Source organism: Bacillus sp. EAC (assembly GCF_002156875.1).
Classification (GTDB): Bacteria; Bacillota; Bacilli; order Bacillales; family Bacillaceae_G; genus Gottfriedia.
This window is the reverse complement of the sequence record NZ_NCSY01000007.1, coordinates 136834-158475: the sequence shown is the minus strand read 5'-3', so window position 1 is coordinate 158475 and position 21642 is coordinate 136834. Positions and strand designations below refer to the sequence as shown.

Here is a 21642-nt window from a genome sequence, read left to right as displayed (position 1 = left end):
AAAAAAGAGTAGGGTAAATCTTAAATTTTTCTTAAATTATATTTTTTAATTAATTCTATCTTACTTATTTAGTTCACTTTCCATTGGGAAACGGACTTCAAAAATTGTCTGAATTAAACTACTTTCGGCATTAATTGATCCATAATGCAGTTCCACAATATTCTTCGCAATAAACAAGCCAAGACCTGTGCTATCTTCTTTATGAGTTCGAGCTTTGTCTCCTGTATAGAACATATCAAAGAGATTTGGGAGTTCATCAGGAGGAATGATATCTCCATAATTCACTACTTGAACTACCACTTCTTCTGCATCAACAAAACCGTTTATATCGACATACTGACCTTCATATCCATACCGTATTGCATTAGTCATAAGATTTTCAAAAACACGTACTATCAAATCTCCATCACCAAAAATGGGTAAATGGGGCGTACTATTCATCCTAGCAATCAAATGATTCTTTTCGAATGCAGGATACAATTCTTCCTTTAATTGATTAAGTAGGTCAGTTAAATTTATTCTCCCTTTCTCAACTGACACCATTCCATAGTTCATTCTAGTTATCTCGAATAATTCATCAATTAGTCTTTCTAAACGTTGAGATTTAGTAAAGGCAATGGTTAAAAAGTGTCTGACTTGATCTTTAGTCAATCTCTCATCCTTTAGGATCAAATCCAAATAACCTAAAACAGATGTAAGTGGTGTCCGCAAATCATGAGCTAAGTTCACGACCAATTGATCCTTACTGCTTTCCGAATAATCTCCTCGTTGAATTGCTTCTTCCAATTTTTCACTGGCCAAATTAATATCTTCCGCAATATCCCTAAACTCATCATTTGAAAGGATATGTACCTTATGTTTAAAATCACCGCGAGCGAGATAATGAATTCCATTTGAAATTTCTTTAAAATAGGTAGAATAGGGCTTAGTAAGGAAAAAGAAAAAAAGGAAAGATAGTAAAATAAATAATATAAAGAAGATATTAAAATCTCCAAATCTCCCAATAAATAAACGGAAATAAGCCATAGGATCTTCATAACTGACCATCATGTGATAATAGAACTGAAGTCCTCTAAAGATTAGATACGTTAGGATACCTGATAGAAACATACTTAAGCCAAATAACAACACCATCTTTGAACGAAAACTGCGCATCATTTTAACCATTGAATGTATAGCCTACTCCCCATACTGTCTTAATCCATTTGTCTTTCCGTATATCTTCTTCAAGTTTTTTCCGAAGTGTACGTATATGAACCATCACCGTATTACCACCTTCAAAGTACGCTTCACCCCACACCTGTCGAAAAATATTTTCCACACTAAAAACTTTTTTTGGATGACTAGCAAGTAAATACAAAATATCAAACTCTTTAGGTGTTAGCTCGATACTGTCTCCATATAAAGTAACTGTACGCTGATCAAGAGAAATAAATAGTCCTCTAAATTCCACACAGGTAACATAATCTGTTTTAGGTTGATTTAACTTCATAAACCGTCGGAGCTGAGCATTTACTCTAGCAACCAATTCTATTGGAGTGAAAGGTTTAGTCACATAATCGTCGGCTCCGATTACCAGTCCCTGTACTTTATCGAAATCAGATGTTTTAGCACTCAAAAATATGATGGGCATATTATGTTTTTCGCGAATGCGGCGGGTTACTTCATATCCATCCAACTTCGGCATCATAATATCCAAAATTAGCAAATCTATCGATTGAGTCTCGACAACACGAATAGCCTCTTGTCCATCCGATACTTTAATTACATGGTACCCTTCCTTTTCTAAATGGATGGCAATCAGATTAGCAATTTCTTCCTCATCATCAGCAATTAATATCGAAATATCTCTCATCTTCCCACTCCTATGTAAATTTAACATACTGCTATTTATCAAGTCCTATTCATTTTCTATTATTTCCTTTGTTTTTTCAAAAATAAGGTCTCATTGTTATGTAAAAAACACAGCTCTTCAACTATACTGACCCTTTTCTGAAACAAGAAAAGGGCAGCCAAAGCAACCCATTAGTAAATCTATTTTAATGAACTTCTAAACCTAACGCTCTAATTACCTTAGAGACTTGAATATCCTCTTCCATTTCTTTAATCGGTTGCCACTTTATTTCTTTTAATTCCTGCTGTTCGATCAGTAATTCGGGGTCAAAACCTAATATCGGTGTTGAATTTTCTTCAACTACTTGCACCAAGAAACACTTTTCAACTCCAAGTTCATAACTATTTGTATATAAATGTTTAATTATCTTCACCTTTAAATTAACTTCTTCTTGTACTTCTCGGATTACTGCCTCTTCAAATGTCTCTTCATTCTCAAGTCCACCACCTGGCAACGTCCAATAGTTTTTTTCACCTTTAACAACGTGTACCATAAGGATGCAATCCTTCTCAATGATTGCAGCAAATGCCCTTGGTCTATTATTCAATATTTTCACCTCACGACAATACTTTCTAGTAAGTGTAATAAATAGACTAATAGCCTATTGTTTATCTTCAAATTGATAGTTCCATTTTTGTTTACCATTTAGGTCTTGAATTTGAACAGTAAAGCGGTGGAAATGTTTATCGTATTCTATCGATTTGATAATAATGCTAGGAATCATTAATTCTTTTATTTTTTTTGATTGATCATGAACTACCTTCTTGATTACATCGGCTTCTGTTAATTTCGAACCAACGAATGATTTACTTTTTATAACCTTTACTTTTTCTGCATTTGACTGACCAGGGTAGGATTCCAACATATAATCAAACCAAACCTGAACCTTTTGTCCGATTTTGATGTTTCTTGGAGCATTTGAAAACCAAACTGCATTATAAAACTCTTTAGTTCCACTCGTCGATTCATAATTTTTAGGCTCTTGACTAACAACAAGCATTTGATGACCGCGAATTCCTAATACATATCCCTCGATACCCGGTTTTTTAACTATATTTGATGTTTGTTCATCACTGACTTTAGTTTTCGTTTCCAAATGATTTGTAGTGTTGTTTGAACAACTCGCTAAAAGAAATGCTGAACTAATCGAACACAAAATAAGTGCAGAAGTTTTAAATTTTTTCATATCTCTCCTCCTATTGTTGTCTATCTCCAGTGTACCGTATAAGAATTCAATCCTATATACGACAAAAGTTATAAAATAGTTAAACAAAAAAATTCGCATATGCAACTCGTGATTTTATCGAACTAACACAAGTATTAATTGTAAATAAAGATAATTCCTTTAAATAAAAAAAGAATCCCCAAAAAACTGACGAAATTTTGTTCTCTCATATAACACTTTTAAAGTTTCTCGAACCTTTACTGTTCTTTCAAGTTTATTTTGCATATATTTTTAGTGGAAGACTTTCAATATAAATGATAAATAGAATAGTTGTCTAAATTTGTTTAGATGCTTTAAAAGTAACTGATTTGAGTATAACTTGGGGGGATAAATTTTGAAAATAATAAAAAAGGCAATTATTATAGGAGTTTGTATTATATCAACAATTATTCTACTGACGGGTTCATCTTTCGTTTTATTAAATCATTTTAAAATCAGTGTTCACAAACCTAACTCACCACTATCATCTGGGATAAGGGGGATAAATTGGGCGGATGAACGTGACAATTTTGTTGATGGTGTCATTTATGTAAGTGGACTGACCAAGAATGATACATATGACTCTGCCAAAGTGGTCGGCCGACAAGTAATCGGGCAAATGTTCGAGAAAACTGGAGCTAACACTGTCAGACTTCCCATTAACGAAGCTACAATTTCAAACTATTGGAGTACATATACTGGAGCAATCGATTCCGCTCTAGAAAGAGGCAAGGTAATTTTTTGCTATTGGCCGCCGAAAAACGGAAAACCTGAAGATCTCAATAGATTTTATAGTATGTGGAGTACTGTTATCGGAAAATATGGGAGCAACCAGAACGCTTATTTTGAGCCAATTAATGAGCCCTTTGGTTATAGTACAAAAGATTTACGGAATATCTACAACGATTGGTTGACAAAATTTCACGTTCCTCGAAAAAATGTAATTCTTGACGGAATTGGTCTTGCCGCTTTATATATTAATCCTCTCGGTGATGACAAACGGTTAGAAGGCACAATGCTTGCCGTTCACTGCTATGCATTTTATGCAGGATATGTTCATATAAATTCCCTGACAGAAACTGGTTGGTCCAACATTTTAACACTCGAAATAGGAAAGTACTCTGACCGTGCCATCATCACCGAATGGGGCGCAACAATGAAAAGCGATATAGATTATTCGGTAAAAAAACGCAATAATGACGTCAACTATATCCGCGCAATGAGCAAAAAAATTAATAGTATCGGCGCCGGAAGTGTATATTGGCCGGGCTTGCGAGACGGGGATCCTTATAGTCTGATGGAGAAAAAAGTCACTAACAATCAAATCAACCTTACGATAACAAATCCAACTGGTTTGGAAAAATTACAGGAATCCTGGGGTATACATCCTTTCTAATTTTGGAATTTTGTATGCAAAAGACCTCTTTTCGCTTGGCGAGGGGTCTTTTTGAAGTTCAAACTTGCCATTTTTTTGAAACTGTTCACGGCTATTGTGCTAAATTTCAAATTAATTTCTCAACTCTTTCTCGATTGTTGATCACAAGTTAAATATCACTCTTCAAAATCCTACCTTTTTTAATAAAAAAAGCAGCCAATGGCCACTCTTGATCTAAAACTTAAGTATACGTAATTTTATAAGTAAAATAATCTTTCTTTTACATATTTATTACTTAAGTTATGATTTAAATACCTTGCCATACGTGTTTAAGCTGTTTTAATCCCAGTTTCCGATAAAATTCTTCACTTCCAGTTGTTGAATTAACTGCACAAAAGAAACATCAATCATGGCAGTGAGAAAAAAAATAGATTGCATTAGCAGCCTGTGTTGTTCGTCTCACGCACTCATTTGAATAATTAGTATGATATTATTTAATTTTTAGTATTAGTTTCCTCTTCTTCTTTATATTTGTTCTCATCAATATTAAATGAATCGATAAATGAAAGGAAATTTTTATTAAAATTTGGAAATATTTGATATAGTACACCTACAATAACTAAAAACCAACCTAAACCCCTAAATAATAGAGGACCATGAAAATTATTAAAATATGTCATATAAACAAATAAAAGTCCAACTAATATATATAAAGCGCACACAAGATTCTTCAAACTCATACCACCTCTTCTATACTATATTTCTCTCAATTTAGATTATTTAGAAAGTAATACGTTGAATTAGTTTTATTTTTATTAGTACATTTCGTTACACATTTACTTATTCCTTATATATTTCACTATGTACAACAAATAAGGTATGTGCATTGGACCTTTTTACTAATGAATAATCATTTGCCTTAGTTCAATAAGCCCTGCCATAATAAAATCCTCTTATATAATCTAAATAGTTAGTTGTTAAAAACATCTCTTTAGATAACTTGCTTTGTTCCAATTACTACAGTCGCATCAAGTTCGTTGCAGTTTGCCACCTTTGAAATTAGCCCGTTTTGAACAAATATCTCAACAGTCTGTAAAGCCTGTCGTTCGCTAGTCTCTACGAGTAAATGACCGCCCGGTGCCAGCCAAATTGAAGCTTCAGTAACAACTTGACGAAGTATATTTAGTCCATCAGCGCCCCCATCGAGCGCTACCATCGACTCATATAAGCGCGCCTCTTGAGGTAACAGCTCTATTGCCTTGGTTGGCACGTATGGTGCGTTTGCGACCAATACATCAACACTGCCTTGTAGTCTAGTTGGCAGTGGATTGTAGAGGTTACCTTCATATACTTGACCACCGACTGGAGTAACATTACGGCGAGCACATTGAACTGAGGCAGGGTCGATATCGATTGCATGCAACTCTATATTTCCCAGAGCTCTAGAAAGTGCAACCCCAACTGCGCCAGTTCCGCAGCATAGATCAACGACGATCGCATCTGACATGGTGTAGGCAGCTGCCTGGTGGACGAGAAACTCAGTGCGGCGGCGCGGAACAAATACTCCTTGATCTACAACTATACGTACACCGCAGAAATCAACCCAACCAATCACGTGTTCGAGGGGAACGCCTTCTGATCGTCGATCCACCATTTCGGCGAGTACATCCATCGTCTGTGCCTCGGAGGTAAGCAGATGGGCCTCTTCTTCAGCAAAAACACAACCTGCCACCTGAAGCCTAGTAATGATGCTTTTTTCTGTTTCATCGTCCAAATAAAAATTATTTTGTTTTCTTATTTAGATCACCACTCTTGAAAAAATGATTAGTTTATATCTAGAGGAATTTCGGTAAAAGTTTGAAAAAACCTCCCCAAATTACCAAAATTTACTTAAATAAAAATGAGTTACCTTAGCAACTCATTTTATGAAACTAACTTATGAGTTAGTTTCATAAGAGTATCTAGTTTTTTAAATGTGATAATATTTTTTGCGCTTTATACTGATCTTCTTTTTTAACATAGAAATCATACATAACTGGTGCTCGAAAGTCAGTTACATTAACCTGCTGACCGGGAGTAGAACTATTTCGTAAGGTGCCTTTGACTTTGAACTGTAAGCCTTCAGCTTTAAATGCATTAGTAACTTTCCAATAGTCATCATCTAGTAACGCTGTATAAACTAATATTTTGTTAAAGAAAACATCAAATAGCGACAAAGTCTCCACTCCTTTAGTTTCTCGTATACTTAAGATATTCATATATTAAATACAAATTCCTAGTTCTACTAAACTAACAGTTACTTAATAAGAACAAGAGCTGCCAAAGCAACATGAACTTCGACAAACACTTGTTTTACTTCTATTAGGAGGTAAAAGATTTTTCTGCTCGAAGTGTCTTTATCTATTTTAAATTAATTTTATAAAATGTAATGTTGTTGCGACAAATTATTCATTTTCCCTAACAATTAATATGTACTTTCCAATTCAATTTACCAGATAACCACTATTTCATTGTTTTTTTATATAACACTCTCTTACTTCAGACATTAATTTTACCAATCCTTATTCAAATCATATTCCAGCTAGTTGAACAAAACCCCTCTCTTAATCATGATTCCCATTGACTATTTATGAAAAAACAAATAGACCCTCAACGTGGTCTCCCTATTTCTCACTATCTACAAATTACGAAATCCATATTTATCATTTCTAATCTGCTTAAACTCCATGAACATATTCAATATTCTAGTAAAATAATGAAGCTATTGGAAATTTAAGGAATACTTTCAATTGATATTGGAAGCATATTAATACAAGATTATAAAATTTCAGGATGTGTAAAAATGGGATTTTTTAAGCCAAAACATCAAAAAATTAATCAAGATTATATGCAACAGCTTCAAAAAACTAACATCGATAGCATTGAAATTTTTTCCTCGTTTGGTGAAAATGTGAATTTTATAAAAGAATTTTTTAACCACTCGCATGATTTAATGACTTATTCATTTAAATTAAAACAAAAAGAGTGTGTAGTCTTTTATTTAGAAACCCTTGTTGATCAAGAGAAGTTCGAACAAAAATTTTTTAATCCGATTGCTCAAAGTACAAATGATAAGGATAAGATGGACAGATTTATACTAGATCATTTACCTAAATCCATCAATTTCGCTGAAATAACACAAAAAATGTTACTTGGATTTTCAATTATTTTAATCGATGGGGAGAAGCATGTTTTTTTAATCGATACAGCATCAAATAATGAAAGGAGTACGGATGAACCTACCAACGAAAAGGTTGTAAGAGGTTCTCATTTAGGTTTTGTAGAGAGTATAGCAACCAATTTAAACTTAATTCGCACAAGAATTAATAATCATAATCTATTTATTGAATATCTAACACTTGGGGAAATAACAAATACAAAAATTGCAATTGTACATATTAAAGGGATTGCAAATGAAGAAGTAGTGAAGGAAGTTCAAAAGAGATTGAAGAGCATTTCTTCTGATATGGTTTTTAGTCCAGGTTATTTTGAAGAATTCATTGAAGATACCACTTCTTCGCCTTTTCCTCAAATGTTAAACACTGAACGTCCGGACCGTGTAACCGCTAATTTAATAGAAGGAAGAATCGCACTTCTCGTTGATGGAAGCCCAACTGTGTTAATTTTACCAATAAATTTCTTTTCTTTTTATCAATCACCTGATGATTATAATAGCCGTGCATATATCGGGACTTTTATTCGAGTTCTTCGGTTATGCAGTTTTATACTTGCAGTAACTTTGCCTGCCCTCTATATTGCAATTATCGGTTTTCATTTTGAAGTATTACCGGAGGAGTTGGTTCTTACTGTAAAAGGGGCAGTTGAAAATGTTCCATATCCACCATTAATTGAAGCATTAATTATGGAACTAACCATTGAATTGATCCGTGAAGCAGGTATACGCCTTCCTTCTGCAATTGGACCAACGATCGGAATCGTAGGCGGACTTGTTATTGGGGATGCGATTGTGAAGGCCGGTTTAGTATCGAATACAATGGTTGTGGTCGTCGCAACGACTGCTATTGCTTCATATGTCGTTCCATCGAATGAAATGAGTGCTGCAGTTCGTCTTTTGCGATTCCCAATGATGATGGCAGCAGCAACTTTTGGATTTGTAGGAATTGTGTTTGGTCTAATGATTTTGGTAATCCATTTATGTAATTTAGAGTCCTTTGGTTCACCTTATTTCGCTCCAATTGCCCCTTTTCGATTCAAAGATTTAAAGGATGCGATTGTAAGAGTACCTGTATGGAAAATGAATACTAGACCACTAGATCATAAGCCTGTAAAGGTTCTCCAACAATCAAGAACAAGGAAGTGGAAGAAAAATGAAGAATAAAGAGAAAAAGATTTCACAAGTTCAACTATTCTTTATTACCCTTCAAGCACAAATTGGTATAGGGGTTATTTCACTACCTTATGATGTATTCAAGTACTCAAAAAATGATGCTTGGATATCAATACTTATTGCTGGATTATTTGTACAGATTAATATTGTACTTATCTGGTTACTATATCGCCGATTTCCTTCACTTACTATTTTTGAGATGATGAATAAAGTTGTCGGAAACCATATAGCTTTTTTTATAAAAACCGCTTATATTGTATATTTCACCTCTATAGCGACACTAGTCATTTTACTATTTGGGCGGTTGATCAGTATTTGGATACTCCCTCGTACACCTGTATGGATAATTAGTTTAATCATGATTTCAATTTGTGTATATGGTGTAAAAAATAATTTAAGAGTAATCGCTCGATTTTATGTTATCGTTTCTTTCCTCTTAATTATTTTATTAATATTAATCACTTCTGTTATCAAAGATGTTAACTTTATATCTATTCTTCCAGTAGGGCAAAACAGTTTACCTACAATTTTTAAAGGGGCGACAAACTCAATCCTTGCTTTTTTGGGTTTTGAAACTTTGTTAGTGGTTTTTCCCTATAGTTTGGGTAAAAGTGTAGGAAAATTAAAGGTAGCCTTAATGGCAAACGGCATCGTAACTATTTTTTATACCTTTTTAACAATCGTCAGTATTTCTTATCTTGGTCCCTCCATTCTAAAGTTTATACCAGAACCAATTTTATATATCATGAAATATCGGACCTTTCAAATCATGGAAAGAACGGACTTACTCTTTTTGTCGATTTGGATTGTAGCAGTAGGAACTTCTTTTATGATGTATCTTTATTTATCTTCGAATGGTTTGGCCAATATATTTAAAAAAGTAAACCGTTCAACATTTGTTTTTTACACTGCCTCTCTCGTATTTTTACTTTCATTTTTTATACCAACTAACGATAAATTGATTAATTCACTTACTAAATACGCTACGTATGGCAGTTATTTTTTTATCTTCGGTTTACCTTGTATCCTTTTATTTGTGTCAATTTTTAGAGGTAAAAAAGAAACATCAGGAGCTGTCTGAAAATGCAATTTACAAAAATAGCCATTCTATCAATCATTTGTTTAACCATTTTAACTGGCTGCTGGGATCAACACTTACTAAAAGATGTAAAACTAGTAATGGGCACTGGGTTTGATTTAAGGCCTGACGGGAAAATAGTAAGTACTGTTACCATTCCATTATTTACCTCTGGTCCAGAAGCTACAGGAGCAACAGAAAGTCAAGTTCTATCTGAGATCGGAGACACACCAAGAGATGCTAGAAATAAAATTAATCATAGAATAGCTGAACAGTTCGACTCTTCAAAATTAATGGTTTTGCTGTTAGGAGAAGAATATGCAAAGCAGGATATTTACCCTGGACTAGACGTATTTTATAGAGATCCAAAAAGTTCTCTCCTTGCAAACGTAGCAGTTGTAAAAGGAAAAGTTAGTGACCTGCTCAACATTAAAATTCAAAAAAACAGACTTATGAGTGAGTATTTAAGTTCACTGATTCGAAGCGAACAAGATTCCACATTTTTACCTTTACAAAAGAGACCACTCATCTCAGATATGTTTGATCCAGGTGTGGATTTTGTCTTGCCGCTCATTAAACCAAAGAAAGACGAGGCACAAATCTTAGGATTAGCTATGTTTAGTGGCAATAAATATACTGGCCAATATTTACCTCACGAAGATTCAACTCTTTATTTATTGATGGCAGATCAAAAGCAAAAAAGGGCATGGCTCAAACTTAAAATTCATGAAGATAAAAAACCAGAAATGAAAAATTTCATTTTATTCAACGTGGAGAAATTAAAACGAGATTTAATTGTAAAAGCAAAAAATCCTGATAATATTTCAGTGGACTTAAAGTTAGATTTGCAAGTACAAATCATGGAATATCCAATAGACGGATTAAATTCAAACAAACGAGTTGATGACTTGAATAAAGTGTTATCCAAATTGCTTACGAAAAAAGTAAATGTCATTATAAAAAAAATGCAAAAAGCTAATTCGGACAGTCTAGGAGTTGGAAGGCAAATTAATGCCTTTCATCATGATACTTGGAAAAAAATTAATTGGAGAAAAGAATATCCAATAGTTGAGTTTAATGGAAAAGTAAAAGTTGAAATTACGAAACATGGAATTGTTAATTGAAATAAAAATATCTTTTAATTGAATTACATCAAATCATAATAATTACTCCTTTGCTAATCCATCAAAGGAAACAATTGATGGATAATGAAATCCCAAATTCTCATTCAAATCACTGAGAGTTTGGGATTTTTTCACTGGAATATCTTTACATTGTAAATCATTATATCGACCGTGGTTGTGGTTCCCCTTTAGGAACACTATTTGCCTGCATACCAATACCGCGTATAATCAGTCGTGACAGATGCATAACCCATTTGGCGCAACATCGACGTTATATTTCCGCGATGATATGTTGCGTGAGTGACAATATGCAAGACCATTTCAGATAGGCTCGTTTCTCGTTTCACTTCCCATGGAATATCAAGTTCCACCAACTTTTCAAAATCTTCCTGCTGGTTTAAAAATTCTTTATACTTCTGAGATAAGTCATAAAACAATTTATCCATTTCTTCAATACCTTTCCCCTCCCCTGTTTCTTTCTCTACTTTCAATGCTTCAGTCATGTTTTTACCAGATATAATGTGAAACCAAAGCTGATCGACTATGTACATGTGAGAAACTACTTTCGATATAGAAGGGAAAACGCTCTTAATTTCTTTATTGTATACGTCATCAGATAGTTCTCTTAATCTTTTAAATAGTGTTTGGTTCGCCCAAACATGATAATCGTACATTTTCAATGCAAGTTGAGTCATAATTTAATGCCTCCAATAAAATAATTTCTTTACTAATTTCTTCTGTACTAAATCCAAGTATCCTTCTTCACCCTTTCGGTCATTTAGTTAAATAAAAAAAGAGCCACCGATTCAACTCAAGATGTTCAACTAACGCATTCCTTAGTTACATAAGGAATTATTAGCTATTATGTAACTCTCATTTCATTTCGAAAGTGACCCCTTTTTATGAAGAGCTTATTACAAAAATAAATATTTAAATTTAATGTTCCTTTAGTACTCTAATTAAGAAAAGTAAATGAAAAAACGGATAGACGAAAACAGCTAAAAATGGAGTGGAAATTACAGGAATTCAGAACTAAGTAATTGTATTAAATAATCAAAGAATAGGATTTTTAAGGTGTTTTTTTCTAAGTAATCGATTGAATGGGAAATCTTCTCGTATACACATCAAAGAAAATTGTTTCATAGGTAACTCATTATTTTGGATTGTTTGAAATAGAGGAAATAAAAGTTTTTTTTAGAATTTATTATAGACAATAAAGAGAAAAGGAGTAAATGAAAATTGATTAATCAATTAATCCCAGCGTTAATTTCTTTTGTAGTTGTTTCAATTTTATCTCCACTATTAATTGCTGTTTTGAGACAACTTAAACTCATTCAACCGATAAGAAAAGAACTTCCTTCAGGTCATCAGTTAAAAAAAGGGACTCCGTTAATGTTTGGAATGATTCTTTTTGTAGGAATTATAGTATCAATTCTTTTTTCTCCTACTCCATTAATGTATTTCTTATCTATTACCTACATTCTTTTTAGTTTTGTTGGGTTTTTGGACGATTTTTGGAAAGCTTCTCGTCAAGATCCAGGAGGGGTTTCGAGTAAGACTAAACTTATTTTTCAATTTATTTTTACAGGTACTCTGCTTTTTTACGTGATCAACGAACTAGGCGTAGACACCAGCATTAATATTTATAAAAATATTTCCCTGGATCTTCCTATGTTGTTATATGTTTTTGTCATCACATTATTTGTCGTGGGTTCTGCAAATGCCATTAACTTTACGGATGGTTTAGACGGTCTTTTAGGCGTTGTTGCAATTCCTACTTACTTTTTCTTTTTTATGGTTTCAGACAGATCAGAGGTACAAATTTTTTGTTTAATTATGATTGGATGTTTACTTGGCTTTCTCATTTATAATATATATCCTGCCAAAGCTTTTATGGGGGATACGGGATCATTAGCAATAGGAGGATCGCTATCATTTCTTGCTGTTCTTGAGAAAGTTGAAATTTTAATTCCCATTTTATTCTTTATATATTTTGCTGAAATACTTTCGGTTATTTTACAAGTTTCGTCATTTAAACTTACTCAAAAGCGTATTTTCAGAATGACACCGATTCACTATCACTTTGGCTTAAAATATGGGTGGTCCGAAAATACAATTGTCACGGTTTTTGGATTTATTTCTTGGTTTTGTGTATTTATCTGTTTAGCTTATTGGAAATTTCTTCTAAATTCATAAATATAGTTATTATTATTCCAATTAACATTAGAGGTAACCAGGCAATACACGATGCAGAAAAAACATACCAAGATCGAAAATCTGCCACTACATAAATTGATGCACTAATCAATATCCCTATAATCAAATAAATGAAGATGATTTCCATTTTGTCGAACCCCTTTTTAATATTATAAAAAGGTACCTTGTAGGTGTACTAAATTTTGGATTAATATGAAAGATTTTTTTGTTAAAACGATCTTCGATTTGATGATCGTTTTAACTAAGAACTATACATACATAGTAACCCTATATCCATTTACAAAATTAGAATAAATTTCTTTGTTCTTCAATTAAATGCCTCAATTGTTGAAGAACGTTTGAAGGTAATTTGATTTTTTCGTTGGATAATACAATCGAAATTGTAAATATTTGAACTAAAACTAAACTGCCATTTACTTCAATAAAAAAACGAGCTGCAAGCAACTCGTTATCTACAACTAAAGTATGTGTTTGTTCTAAATCAAAATTTATTCACTCAAAAAACTTGGTTGAAATGGATATAAAACTGGATAAATCAGAAAAATAAATATTACCCAATCGAAAAAATCACCTTAGCATAAAAGGCTGTATTATCCTTTTCTTACTTTGAAACCTTCACATATTTTTCTTGGCCAACGTTTTCTCGAATTATTGATATCGGTTTCCTAAATATCTTTTCCTGTACGTCTTGCCTTGATTTGGAATATCCATGAAACCTTGTGCGCTCCATACTTTATGCTCTGTTAATTTTTCAATACTGCCAATTAGCTCTACCTTTTCTTCCATTTCAATATCATCATCTTTCGGAATGTCCATATCCATCGTTGAATCATCCTTTCTATTTTACTTTTCACCCAAAACCGATCGATACGCATTCTAAAGTAATGCCATCGTTTTTATAGTTTTCTTCATCTGATTATTCTTATTCCACTAAACTGCCAAAAAATAGAACAGGAGCCATGATTGGCTTCCAGATGTTATGTAACTAACGCATTAACATAAAAATTAAATCATTCTATATTTAATAAATCTTCCATTTACTTCAATAAAAAATGAGCCACATCAGTGACTCATGAACTTTAACTAACGAATATATTAGTAAAATAAGAACGCCTAATATGATAAGTCCTTTTTTAAGAAGTAATGCTTATAATCTCTGCCAACTTTATTTAGAGTGCCATACACTTGATAACCGAGTTTCTTATAAAAATCTAATGCCTGGAAACTCAAAGTATCTACTTTTATGAAGTCACAATTCTTTTCCAATGCAATTTGTTCAATTTCAAGTAATAATTTAGTTCCATATCCATGTTTTCTAATATCTTCATCAATCATAAAAGTATGAATTTCTAACCAATTCCAGCAAATCTCACCTAATATTCCACCACGTACATTATTGTTTTCATCCTTAAGAAATAAATTAATTTCTTGATATCGTCCTCTTAAATCTTCTGGAAAATGTTTTAAATTATATTCATACAAGCTTTTATTAATATAATTTTTATCTTTTTCATTCAAATCTTTAGTAATATGAAAATCCATTTCAACTATTCTCCTAACCTGTTTCATACATTTAAATATTATATAAAACTTTTCATTTTATATTTTGAATTTTCTACCAACAAAAAAGTTGTCTAACCCAATCCCTTCTTACTTGAACTAACCTATGCTTTAGTTGCTTAAATAACATAAATTAATAACTACTCCAGTAGTAATATCATAGTGAAATTGCAGCCGATATCTATTCCCCTTATAGGGTATCTGGGTTCATTTATAGTACAATAAAGCGATTATATTAGCTGTACCAATTAAAATGCACATAATTCCACCAAAACGGGTTGACCATATATATAAAGTTGAGGGTTCATCTGCATTTTCTGACTTCCAACTTTCTGATATGAGCCAAACAAATTGTGGAAATGCAGTAAGTACAATTCCACCTAATAGAAGAATTATCCCTAAAAACATTGCATACCATCTCCTAAGTAATAAATACTTATTGAATTCACTTTGTAACCAAAGGCTATTTACAAAAAATCTTTAAAGTGTGTTCTTATAAATTACAATACCCTCTTTATTTTTTATTAATATTTCAAATTGGTCTTCGATTGCTAAGTTCGATTTCACTTTATTATAAAAAACAAACATACCACGCTTTCCTTTAAAAAGTTTTGTAACAGTTTTTCCATCCTCAAATATGATTTTTACTTCATTTGCTTCTTTCAATAAGTTTTTATCATCGATAATAACTGAAACATAAGGACTACCCATACTTGACATACCTATTTGAACTTTTTCTTGTCTGGTGCTCCCCCATTCAGTATGATTTTGTATAATCTTTCCGTCGTAATTGGAAAGTTCATAAATACCGTTCTCATATAAAATCATTGAAGTATCTTTAACTTCTACAACTGATAATGGTGCAATATTATTCTTTTTAATAAATTTTCCAATTTCATCTTGTGATAATGGTGAATAGTTAGTATTTCTATCGAACTTTAAATACCCAATGACTATTAGACATATTAGTATTGTTATGATCAAATAGATCCTTCTTTTCAACGTAATTCCTCCTGCCCAACTGTGAACTCAAGTATAAGGTAAGTGATTATATATATATCTTCCAAAAACACTATAACTACTTTTATTAATTCTATTGATTAATCAAATAGTCCTTTTATTATGCAGACAAACTTCCATTTACTTCCAAAAAAACCACATTTACAACCCTAAACTAAGTTAAACAAATGCATGCGTTAGTTAAATAACACAAATGACTATTAAACAGTCTTTAGTTGTTCCTACTATAATAAAATCTATGTTTGGAAAATAAATGATAAAAAATAATAATTGAATATGGTTAGTTAGATTCAAAAAAAATAGAGTCGGATAATTATAGTTATTATTGAAGAAATAAGTCAGAAATATTATTAAAGATGAAAACATTCATTTAAAGGAAGTCCCAAATAGTTAATAGAATATAAGTAAATGAAAAGTAAGGTTTAAATGATTGAGACTAAACATTCATTTCTAATTTAAAAAGTTAGCAAAATGTAAATGAGTAGAAATAGTAAGTAACTTCAATGAAAAAATTGAAGAAAAAAGCGAACGAATTTTATCTAAAAGAAAGGAAGTTGTTTTATGAACTTGGACATGCAATGGTGGATCACTATGGTGGTTATCAGTACGTTTAATTTGTTTATAGCACTATTAATCTTCTTTAGATCATTAAAATGGAAGCTTCAAGAATCGAAAAACGCGAAGTATTTTTTGACTTTGCGAGTTTTAGGGATCATATTTGTTGCAGTTGCATTATATCGCACCATATTTGTATCTAGTTATCCAGAGAGATTGGCTTGGTTTGACACGATTTTCAATAGCCCCTTTATTATCCGGTGCTTAGCATTTTTTGCCGAATTGAGCTTTATCGGGATGATTGCAATAATCTTGCTGAAACTAATCAATGAAATGGAGTTTAATAGCTATAGAAAAAACAATAAACTAATTAATTTAATGTTAGTGAAATCACCGTTTATTGCCTTAGGTTGTATTTTCCTTGCACAGTTTTTTGCCTTTGGTGGACTTATAACACAATATCGTATATTGTTTGCCATAGAAGAAACGTTATGGGCGTTCGCTTTTTTAAGTATTTCACCTTTGATAGTAGTCGGACTGAAACAAATTAATAAACACATCCCCTTAGAAAAAAGTTACAATCGTTTTCTTATAATTTTGGCTGTTTGGTGCTGCGGATATTTAATTTTCCAGAGCTATACACTACCATTCATCCACTATGCTAATTTATCACGGGATATCGGAAATATTGTCCCACATGATGCCCTTAAACAAGCTATTTTCAACTTTACAGCAACCAGAAATTTTGATGTTTGGGGAGGCATTGGATTCTTCATTTGGCACAGCGGCTATTTCAGCATTTGCGTATGGATGGTGTTATATTTCATGTCTGCGCCTCGTAAACGAAATAATGATAATTCCTCTAATAAGAATGCCGAAACGCAAATGGGGCAATCAATATGAAACCTGGAATTCCGGGGTCTACGCCACAAACTATAACAATACTATTATTAAAATAACGGTATTAAAATGCGAGGCAGATTAACAAATCTATAAAAGTAACCTAAATATAAAACCTGTATCTATGATTACTGAGTAATTAAAGATACAGGTTATTTTTCATGTTTATCATTCAAAAATTAAATGCGGTAGTTGAAGAAGATTAGATATTAAGTAGATAATTAATTTTAGTTATGTTGATAGCTCCAATGTTCTTCTAGTAAAACCATAATGAATGCGAAAGCTAGTACAATAAAGATAGAGATTAAAAACGAAACTATACTGGGCCCCCCTGCTTTTTGTAAAGAAGATAGCTCGTCATCCTTCGCTAGGCCTTTTGCTTTAATCCCATCGATTTTTTTAGAAGAATAAGAAAAATAGTGTGAGTTTCCATACATTCCAAGTAATAGATTGACAACAAAGTTAATACTTGAAGATAATCCTTTTTGGTCTCTTAATAGCGTGTCAACAACTACGAAATAAACTAAATAGATCGCAACGAACTTCCACATTTTTCGGTAGGCCATCCAATAGATACCTAAAAAGAAACTTGCCCAGTTCCAACTAATGATTTTGCCTTTCTTAAGATAATCATAGTCGGATTGACTAGTTAGATTTAATCTTTCTATATATTTTTTAGTGTTTTTACGTGTAAAAATCTTAAAACGTTCAATATCAGTTAACTCATCTGATTCTTCAGTAACTTCTATTAATCTCTCTTCATTCTTTGAAACATCTGACATTTAAAACACCCCACTAAGTAATCCTTATCAATAAATTTATTAATTTTACTATTAGATTCACCGTAATTTTAAAATTTTCCTTCTTCAACTTTACTGTTAAATAGTTAAATAGTGGATGTTCGAATGATCACCCTCTATTTGTTGTGTAACTAACGCACGCGTTAGTTAATCAAAGAACTTCTAAACAGCTCATATCATTTCAATATGGAAGATTATATGTTAACCAAAAATTAATACAGGTTGACATATAATTTTAAAATCATTATTATGATATTTGTAATCACAAATTGAACGATAGGAGCAAGAACGATGAAAATCAAAGAAATTACATATGTCGCAATGTTTGCAGCTGTTATGGGCGTTCTCGGACAAGTTCCCCCGATTATGCTTTCTTTTACCCCGGTTCCAATTACTTTACAAACATTAGGAGTTATTCTTTCAGGTGGATTATTAGGAGCAAGATTAGGAGCGATGAGTCAAACAGTCTTTTTATTACTTGTTGCTGTTGGGATGCCTCTTCTATCAGGAGGACGAGGTGGGCTAAGTGTCTTTGCCGGACCAAGTGTTGGTTATTTAATTTCATGGCCAATTACGGCTTTTTGTATCGGATTTCTATTATCACGTTTTCAAACGTTAAAATTACAACATGTCTTATTGATTAATTTGACAGTAGGAATACTATTAATCTATTTAATTGGTATTCCGATCCAAGCTGTAATCATGGAGATTCCTTTTTTAACTGCTGTAAAATTAAGTCTCGTTTATATTCCAGGAGATGTGTTAAAAGCTATACTTGCTTCATTCTTAGTTTACAAACTAAGAAAACACCCAGTTTTTTCACGTTCATTGGCAACAAGTTATTCATATCAATCATCTAAAAATATCTAAATCTTTGAGACACATTAGTGTCTCTTTTTTATAGAGGAGAACTATCGTGGGAAATATTACAGAAACCTACCAAACTATCGCAAAATTATCACCAAAAAAAATCGCAATCCATACAATCAATCAACAAATTAGTTATCAAGAATGGGATGAATTAATTAATCGAACAGCTAATTGGCTGAATTCACTCCGTTCAGAAACGAAAACAATTGGAATCCTATTGCCGAATGGTATTCCCTTCTTGCAATTCTTTGCAGGAGCATCCAAAGCAGGATGGATTGCTGTTCCTTATGATTTGAAATGGAATATAAATGAATTGCAAAAGAGGACAAAACTGTCAAATCCCTCGATAATTGTCACAACAAGAGATATTTACGCCAAAATCAACCATATTATTCCATGTTTAACAGCATTTGATGAATGTTTACAGGAAATCGCTCAATTTGAGCCATCTCCTGCAGTCGAATTGGATGATGATCCATCTTTTTATATTGGATTTACTTCTGGTACAACTGGAAGTCCCAAAGCATTTATTCGCTCTCAAGACTCATGGGTCTCTAGCTTCGATTGCAATCGTTTTGATTTTGGATTAAATGAATCCGATCAAATTCTAATTCCTGGAGCCTTAATCCATTCGCACTTTCTTTATGGTGCCATTAGTACTTTATATTTAGGTGGAACCGTTTTTCTTTGTGAAAAGTTCTCTTCTTCTACTATCTTATCCTGGATTGAATCTTTTCCGATTACAACAATCTATGTCGTTCCAACAATGATTGAAGCACTTCTAAAAGAAGGTATCCAAATTGATAAACCAATAAAAATGCTTTCATCTGGCGCAAAATGGGCCGAGAAATCAAAAATCGAAATTCGACAACTGTTTCCAAATATGACCATGTTTGAGTTTTTTGGTGCTAGCGAATTAAGCTTCATTACTGTACTTTCTGATCGAGATGGACTTCAAAAGGCAAACACCGTAGGTAAGCCCTGTTATGGAGTGGAGATCCAAATCCGAAGACCAAATCAGGAATTGGCAAATCCAAATGAAACAGGAAAAATATATGTAAGAAGTAATTATGTGATAAATGGGTACTTTGAACAGAGTAAAAGAATCATCAATTCGATACAAGATGTTCACAGATGGGCAACAGTCCATGATATGGGCTACTTTGATGACGACGGCTTTTTATCGATTGTAGGTCGAGAACAAAATATGATTTTATATGGTGGAATCAATATTTTTCCTGAAGAAATCGAAAAAGTCATCTCAACCCACCCCGATGTTGAAGAAGTTGCTGTCATTGGCCTAGAAGACTCATATTGGGGTCAGGTTGTTGCTGCTGTTATAAAAGGAAAGAGTAACTCATTGGAGTTAAAAAGATTTTGTAAGTTGTATTTATCTTCTTATAAAATTCCTCGAAAATGGTTTTTTCAAAATGATATGCCATACACAACGAGTGGCAAGATCGCTCGTGCTGAACTAATAAAACAAATAGAAAGCAAGGTGACTAGACATTAACAGAGCTGTAATTGTCAAAGCAAAACGAACTCCTATTGGGAAAATGGGTGGAATCTTTCGAGACATTCAATCACATGAACTTGCTGCTCCACTTCTATCACATTTAGCGAATGGATTAGTACAAAAAATCGACGACATCATTTTAGGGAATATAGTTGGACCTGGAGGTAACATATCTCGAATTGCTGCTTTAGAAGCAGGATTTCCTCATTCTGTAACTGGGATGACAATCGACCGTCAATGTAGTGCAGGGTTAGAAGCAATTCGAATGGCTTGTTACTTAGTCCAAGGAGGAGCTGGCCATTGTTACATTGCTGGTGGTGTAGAAAGTACAAGTACCTCTCCATTTCAATCTAGAGCAAAATTTGCTCCTGATAAAATAGGTGATCCAGATATGGGTGTTGCAGCAGAGAATGTCGCTGAAAAGTATTCCATTTCAAGAGTATTACAGGATGAGTATGCTCTATTAAGTTATAAACGTAGTTGGGATTCTTATAATAAAGGATTTTTTAAGCAAGAGATTATTCCCGTTATTGATATCCACGAAGATGAAGCCTTTTTCAAAAAAAGAAATTTGGAAGATCTTTTACCTAGGGCGAAACCTATATTTAAAAAGAACGGTACAATTACCGCTGCAAATAGTTGTGGGATTCATGACGGGGCGTCAGCTGTACTAATCATGGAAGAAAATATAGCAGTAAACAATGGATTACAGCCTATTCTACGATTTATGGATAGTGAAGTCTCAGGTGTACATCCTAATTATCCAGGTGAAGCCCCTATCCCAGCAATTCTAGCAATATTAAAAAGAAACAATTTATCCATTTCAGAAATCGATCTTTTCGAAATAAATGAAGCCTTTTCTTCTAAGATAGTTGCTTGTTCAAAAGAACTTTCTATTCCTTATGAAAAGTTAAATGTTTGTGGAGGGGCTTTAACATTAGGTCATCCTTATGGGGCTTCGGGCAGTATGGTGATCACAAGACTTTTCCACCAAGTGCAAAGGAGAAAAGATCTAAAATATGTATTAGCTGCAATAGGCAGCGGTGGAGGAATTGGTGTAGCAGTCTTATTAGAGGTCGTAATATGAATGAAAATATGAGATTCCTTTTAGTTACGAAGACCTGCACAATTCGTACAACTAG

General features: G+C 32.9%; 22 protein-coding genes. 9 read left to right on the top strand and 13 right to left on the bottom strand.

The genetic code is table 11. The features are described 5' to 3' along the window. Positions 1-60: 60 nt before the first annotated feature. From B7R65_RS13860 to B7R65_RS13845, 4 genes are all read right to left on the bottom strand, one after another. Positions 61-1167, bottom strand: coding sequence for a HAMP domain-containing sensor histidine kinase (locus tag B7R65_RS13860; RefSeq protein WP_088043385.1), 1107 nt, complete (start codon positions 1165-1167; stop codon positions 61-63). Next, positions 1160-1855, bottom strand: coding sequence for a vancomycin resistance response regulator transcription factor, VanR-F/VanR-M family (vanR, locus tag B7R65_RS13855; RefSeq protein ID WP_088043384.1), 696 nt, complete (start codon positions 1853-1855; stop codon positions 1160-1162). The genes B7R65_RS13860 and vanR overlap by 8 nt, the downstream gene beginning before the upstream one ends. 184 nt (positions 1856-2039) lie before the next feature. Beyond that, positions 2040-2441 (bottom strand): NUDIX domain-containing protein, encoded by a 402-nt coding sequence (locus B7R65_RS13850; RefSeq protein WP_088043383.1) that lies wholly within the window; start codon positions 2439-2441, stop codon positions 2040-2042. 54 nt (positions 2442-2495) lie between these two features. Continuing rightward, positions 2496-3080 (bottom strand): YobA family protein, encoded by a 585-nt coding sequence (locus B7R65_RS13845; protein WP_179194880.1) that lies wholly within the window; start codon positions 3078-3080, stop codon positions 2496-2498. Positions 3081-3453: 373 nt separating this feature from the next. On the opposite strand from B7R65_RS13845, the gene B7R65_RS13840 reads away from it, so the two are divergent. After that, entirely contained in the window at positions 3454-4494 is a 1041-nt protein-coding gene (locus B7R65_RS13840) for a cellulase family glycosylhydrolase (protein WP_088043381.1), read from the top strand. Between the two features lie 473 nt (positions 4495-4967). On the opposite strand, the gene B7R65_RS13835 is transcribed toward B7R65_RS13840, so the two are convergent. From B7R65_RS13835 to B7R65_RS13825, 3 genes are all read right to left on the bottom strand, one after another. Further along, positions 4968-5207 carry a hypothetical protein gene (locus B7R65_RS13835; RefSeq protein ID WP_088043380.1) on the bottom strand — a complete coding sequence of 80 codons (240 nt, stop codon included), beginning with the start codon at positions 5205-5207 and terminating at the stop codon, positions 4968-4970. 257 nt (positions 5208-5464) lie between these two features. Continuing rightward, on the bottom strand, positions 5465-6247 hold the full coding sequence (locus tag B7R65_RS13830) for a putative protein N(5)-glutamine methyltransferase (protein ID WP_088043379.1): 783 nt from the start codon (positions 6245-6247) through the stop codon (positions 5465-5467). 187 nt (positions 6248-6434) lie between these two features. After that, the gene (locus B7R65_RS13825) at positions 6435-6689 is read right to left on the bottom strand and encodes a hypothetical protein (RefSeq protein ID WP_088043378.1); all 255 of its coding nucleotides are present in this window, start codon (positions 6687-6689) and stop codon (positions 6435-6437) included. Between the two features lie 626 nt (positions 6690-7315). On the opposite strand from B7R65_RS13825, the gene B7R65_RS13820 reads away from it, so the two are divergent. Genes B7R65_RS13820 through B7R65_RS13810 form a run of 3 tightly spaced genes read left to right on the top strand, consistent with a single transcriptional unit; the run spans position 7316 to position 11062 of the window. Next, positions 7316-8851, top strand: coding sequence for a spore germination protein (locus B7R65_RS13820; protein ID WP_256941312.1), 1536 nt, complete (start codon positions 7316-7318; stop codon positions 8849-8851). Then, entirely contained in the window at positions 8841-9941 is a 1101-nt protein-coding gene (locus tag B7R65_RS13815) for a GerAB/ArcD/ProY family transporter (RefSeq protein WP_088043377.1), read from the top strand. Before B7R65_RS13820 ends, B7R65_RS13815 begins: the two co-directional genes overlap by 11 nt. 2 nt (positions 9942-9943) lie before the next feature. Beyond that, complete coding sequence (locus tag B7R65_RS13810) at positions 9944-11062, top strand: Ger(x)C family spore germination protein (protein WP_088043376.1); 1119 nt, start codon at positions 9944-9946, stop codon at positions 11060-11062. A gap of 197 nt (positions 11063-11259) precedes the next feature. On the opposite strand, the gene B7R65_RS13805 is transcribed toward B7R65_RS13810, so the two are convergent. Then, complete coding sequence (locus B7R65_RS13805) at positions 11260-11757, bottom strand: DinB family protein (protein ID WP_088043375.1); 498 nt, start codon at positions 11755-11757, stop codon at positions 11260-11262. 544 nt (positions 11758-12301) lie between these two features. Here B7R65_RS13805 and mraY point away from each other — a divergent pair. Continuing rightward, the gene (gene mraY, locus B7R65_RS13800) at positions 12302-13258 is read left to right on the top strand and encodes a phospho-N-acetylmuramoyl-pentapeptide-transferase (RefSeq protein ID WP_088043374.1); all 957 of its coding nucleotides are present in this window, start codon (positions 12302-12304) and stop codon (positions 13256-13258) included. 669 nt (positions 13259-13927) lie between these two features. Here mraY and B7R65_RS21360 read toward each other — a convergent pair. The 4 genes from B7R65_RS21360 to B7R65_RS13780 form a co-directional block, all read right to left on the bottom strand. After that, a complete protein-coding gene (locus B7R65_RS21360) occupies positions 13928-14101 on the bottom strand; it encodes a hypothetical protein (protein WP_179194879.1) in 174 nt (57 codons plus the stop codon). 291 nt (positions 14102-14392) lie between these two features. Continuing rightward, positions 14393-14821 (bottom strand): GNAT family N-acetyltransferase, encoded by a 429-nt coding sequence (locus B7R65_RS13790; RefSeq protein WP_088043372.1) that lies wholly within the window; start codon positions 14819-14821, stop codon positions 14393-14395. 225 nt (positions 14822-15046) lie between these two features. Then, positions 15047-15247: a DUF6199 family natural product biosynthesis protein gene (locus B7R65_RS13785; RefSeq protein ID WP_088043371.1), complete on the bottom strand. Its 201-nt coding sequence runs from the start codon at positions 15245-15247 to the stop codon at positions 15047-15049. A 72-nt stretch (positions 15248-15319) separates the two neighbouring features. Continuing rightward, on the bottom strand, positions 15320-15841 hold the full coding sequence (locus tag B7R65_RS13780) for a hypothetical protein (RefSeq protein WP_088043370.1): 522 nt from the start codon (positions 15839-15841) through the stop codon (positions 15320-15322). Positions 15842-16432: 591 nt separating this feature from the next. On the opposite strand from B7R65_RS13780, the gene B7R65_RS13775 reads away from it, so the two are divergent. Next, complete coding sequence (locus tag B7R65_RS13775) at positions 16433-17317, top strand: hypothetical protein (RefSeq protein WP_218780438.1); 885 nt, start codon at positions 16433-16435, stop codon at positions 17315-17317. Positions 17318-17541: 224 nt separating this feature from the next. On the opposite strand, the gene B7R65_RS13770 is transcribed toward B7R65_RS13775, so the two are convergent. Continuing rightward, entirely contained in the window at positions 17542-18096 is a 555-nt protein-coding gene (locus tag B7R65_RS13770; RefSeq protein WP_088043368.1) for a DUF2628 domain-containing protein, read from the bottom strand. A gap of 309 nt (positions 18097-18405) precedes the next feature. On the opposite strand from B7R65_RS13770, the gene B7R65_RS13765 reads away from it, so the two are divergent. From B7R65_RS13765 to B7R65_RS13755, 3 genes are read left to right on the top strand one after another with little or no spacing between them, the layout of a single operon-like run. Beyond that, a complete protein-coding gene (locus B7R65_RS13765) occupies positions 18406-18984 on the top strand; it encodes a biotin transporter BioY (protein WP_088043367.1) in 579 nt (192 codons plus the stop codon). Positions 18985-19030: 46 nt separating this feature from the next. Then, positions 19031-20497 (top strand): AMP-binding protein, encoded by a 1467-nt coding sequence (locus B7R65_RS13760; protein WP_088043366.1) that lies wholly within the window; start codon positions 19031-19033, stop codon positions 20495-20497. Beyond that, positions 20493-21587: an acetyl-CoA C-acyltransferase gene (locus tag B7R65_RS13755; protein WP_088043365.1), complete on the top strand. Its 1095-nt coding sequence runs from the start codon at positions 20493-20495 to the stop codon at positions 21585-21587. The genes B7R65_RS13760 and B7R65_RS13755 overlap by 5 nt, the downstream gene beginning before the upstream one ends. Positions 21588-21642: the final 55 nt, after the last annotated feature.

What these genes read in the sequence shown, in the direction of transcription:
- B7R65_RS13860 (WP_088043385.1), bottom strand. Translation starts at nt 1,167, where the DNA reads ATGGTTAAAATGATGCGCAGTTTTCGTTCAAAGATGGTGTTGTTATTT.
- vanR (WP_088043384.1), bottom strand. Translation starts at nt 1,855, where the DNA reads ATGAGAGATATTTCGATATTAATTGCTGATGATGAGGAAGAAATTGCT.
- B7R65_RS13845 (WP_179194880.1), bottom strand. Translation starts at nt 3,080, where the DNA reads ATGAAAAAATTTAAAACTTCTGCACTTATTTTGTGTTCGATTAGTTCA.
- B7R65_RS13820 (WP_256941312.1), top strand. Translation starts at nt 7,316, where the DNA reads ATGGGATTTTTTAAGCCAAAACATCAAAAAATTAATCAAGATTATATG.
- B7R65_RS13815 (WP_088043377.1), top strand. Translation starts at nt 8,841, where the DNA reads ATGAAGAATAAAGAGAAAAAGATTTCACAAGTTCAACTATTCTTTATT.
- B7R65_RS13810 (WP_088043376.1), top strand. Translation starts at nt 9,944, where the DNA reads ATGCAATTTACAAAAATAGCCATTCTATCAATCATTTGTTTAACCATT.
- B7R65_RS13805 (WP_088043375.1), bottom strand. Translation starts at nt 11,757, where the DNA reads ATGACTCAACTTGCATTGAAAATGTACGATTATCATGTTTGGGCGAAC.
- B7R65_RS21360 (WP_179194879.1), bottom strand. Translation starts at nt 14,101, where the DNA reads ATGGATATGGACATTCCGAAAGATGATGATATTGAAATGGAAGAAAAG.
- B7R65_RS13790 (WP_088043372.1), bottom strand. Translation starts at nt 14,821, where the DNA reads ATGGATTTTCATATTACTAAAGATTTGAATGAAAAAGATAAAAATTAT.
- B7R65_RS13785 (WP_088043371.1), bottom strand. Translation starts at nt 15,247, where the DNA reads ATGTTTTTAGGGATAATTCTTCTATTAGGTGGAATTGTACTTACTGCA.
- B7R65_RS13775 (WP_218780438.1), top strand. Translation starts at nt 16,433, where the DNA reads ATGCAATGGTGGATCACTATGGTGGTTATCAGTACGTTTAATTTGTTT.
- B7R65_RS13770 (WP_088043368.1), bottom strand. Translation starts at nt 18,096, where the DNA reads ATGTCAGATGTTTCAAAGAATGAAGAGAGATTAATAGAAGTTACTGAA.
- B7R65_RS13765 (WP_088043367.1), top strand. Translation starts at nt 18,406, where the DNA reads ATGAAAATCAAAGAAATTACATATGTCGCAATGTTTGCAGCTGTTATG.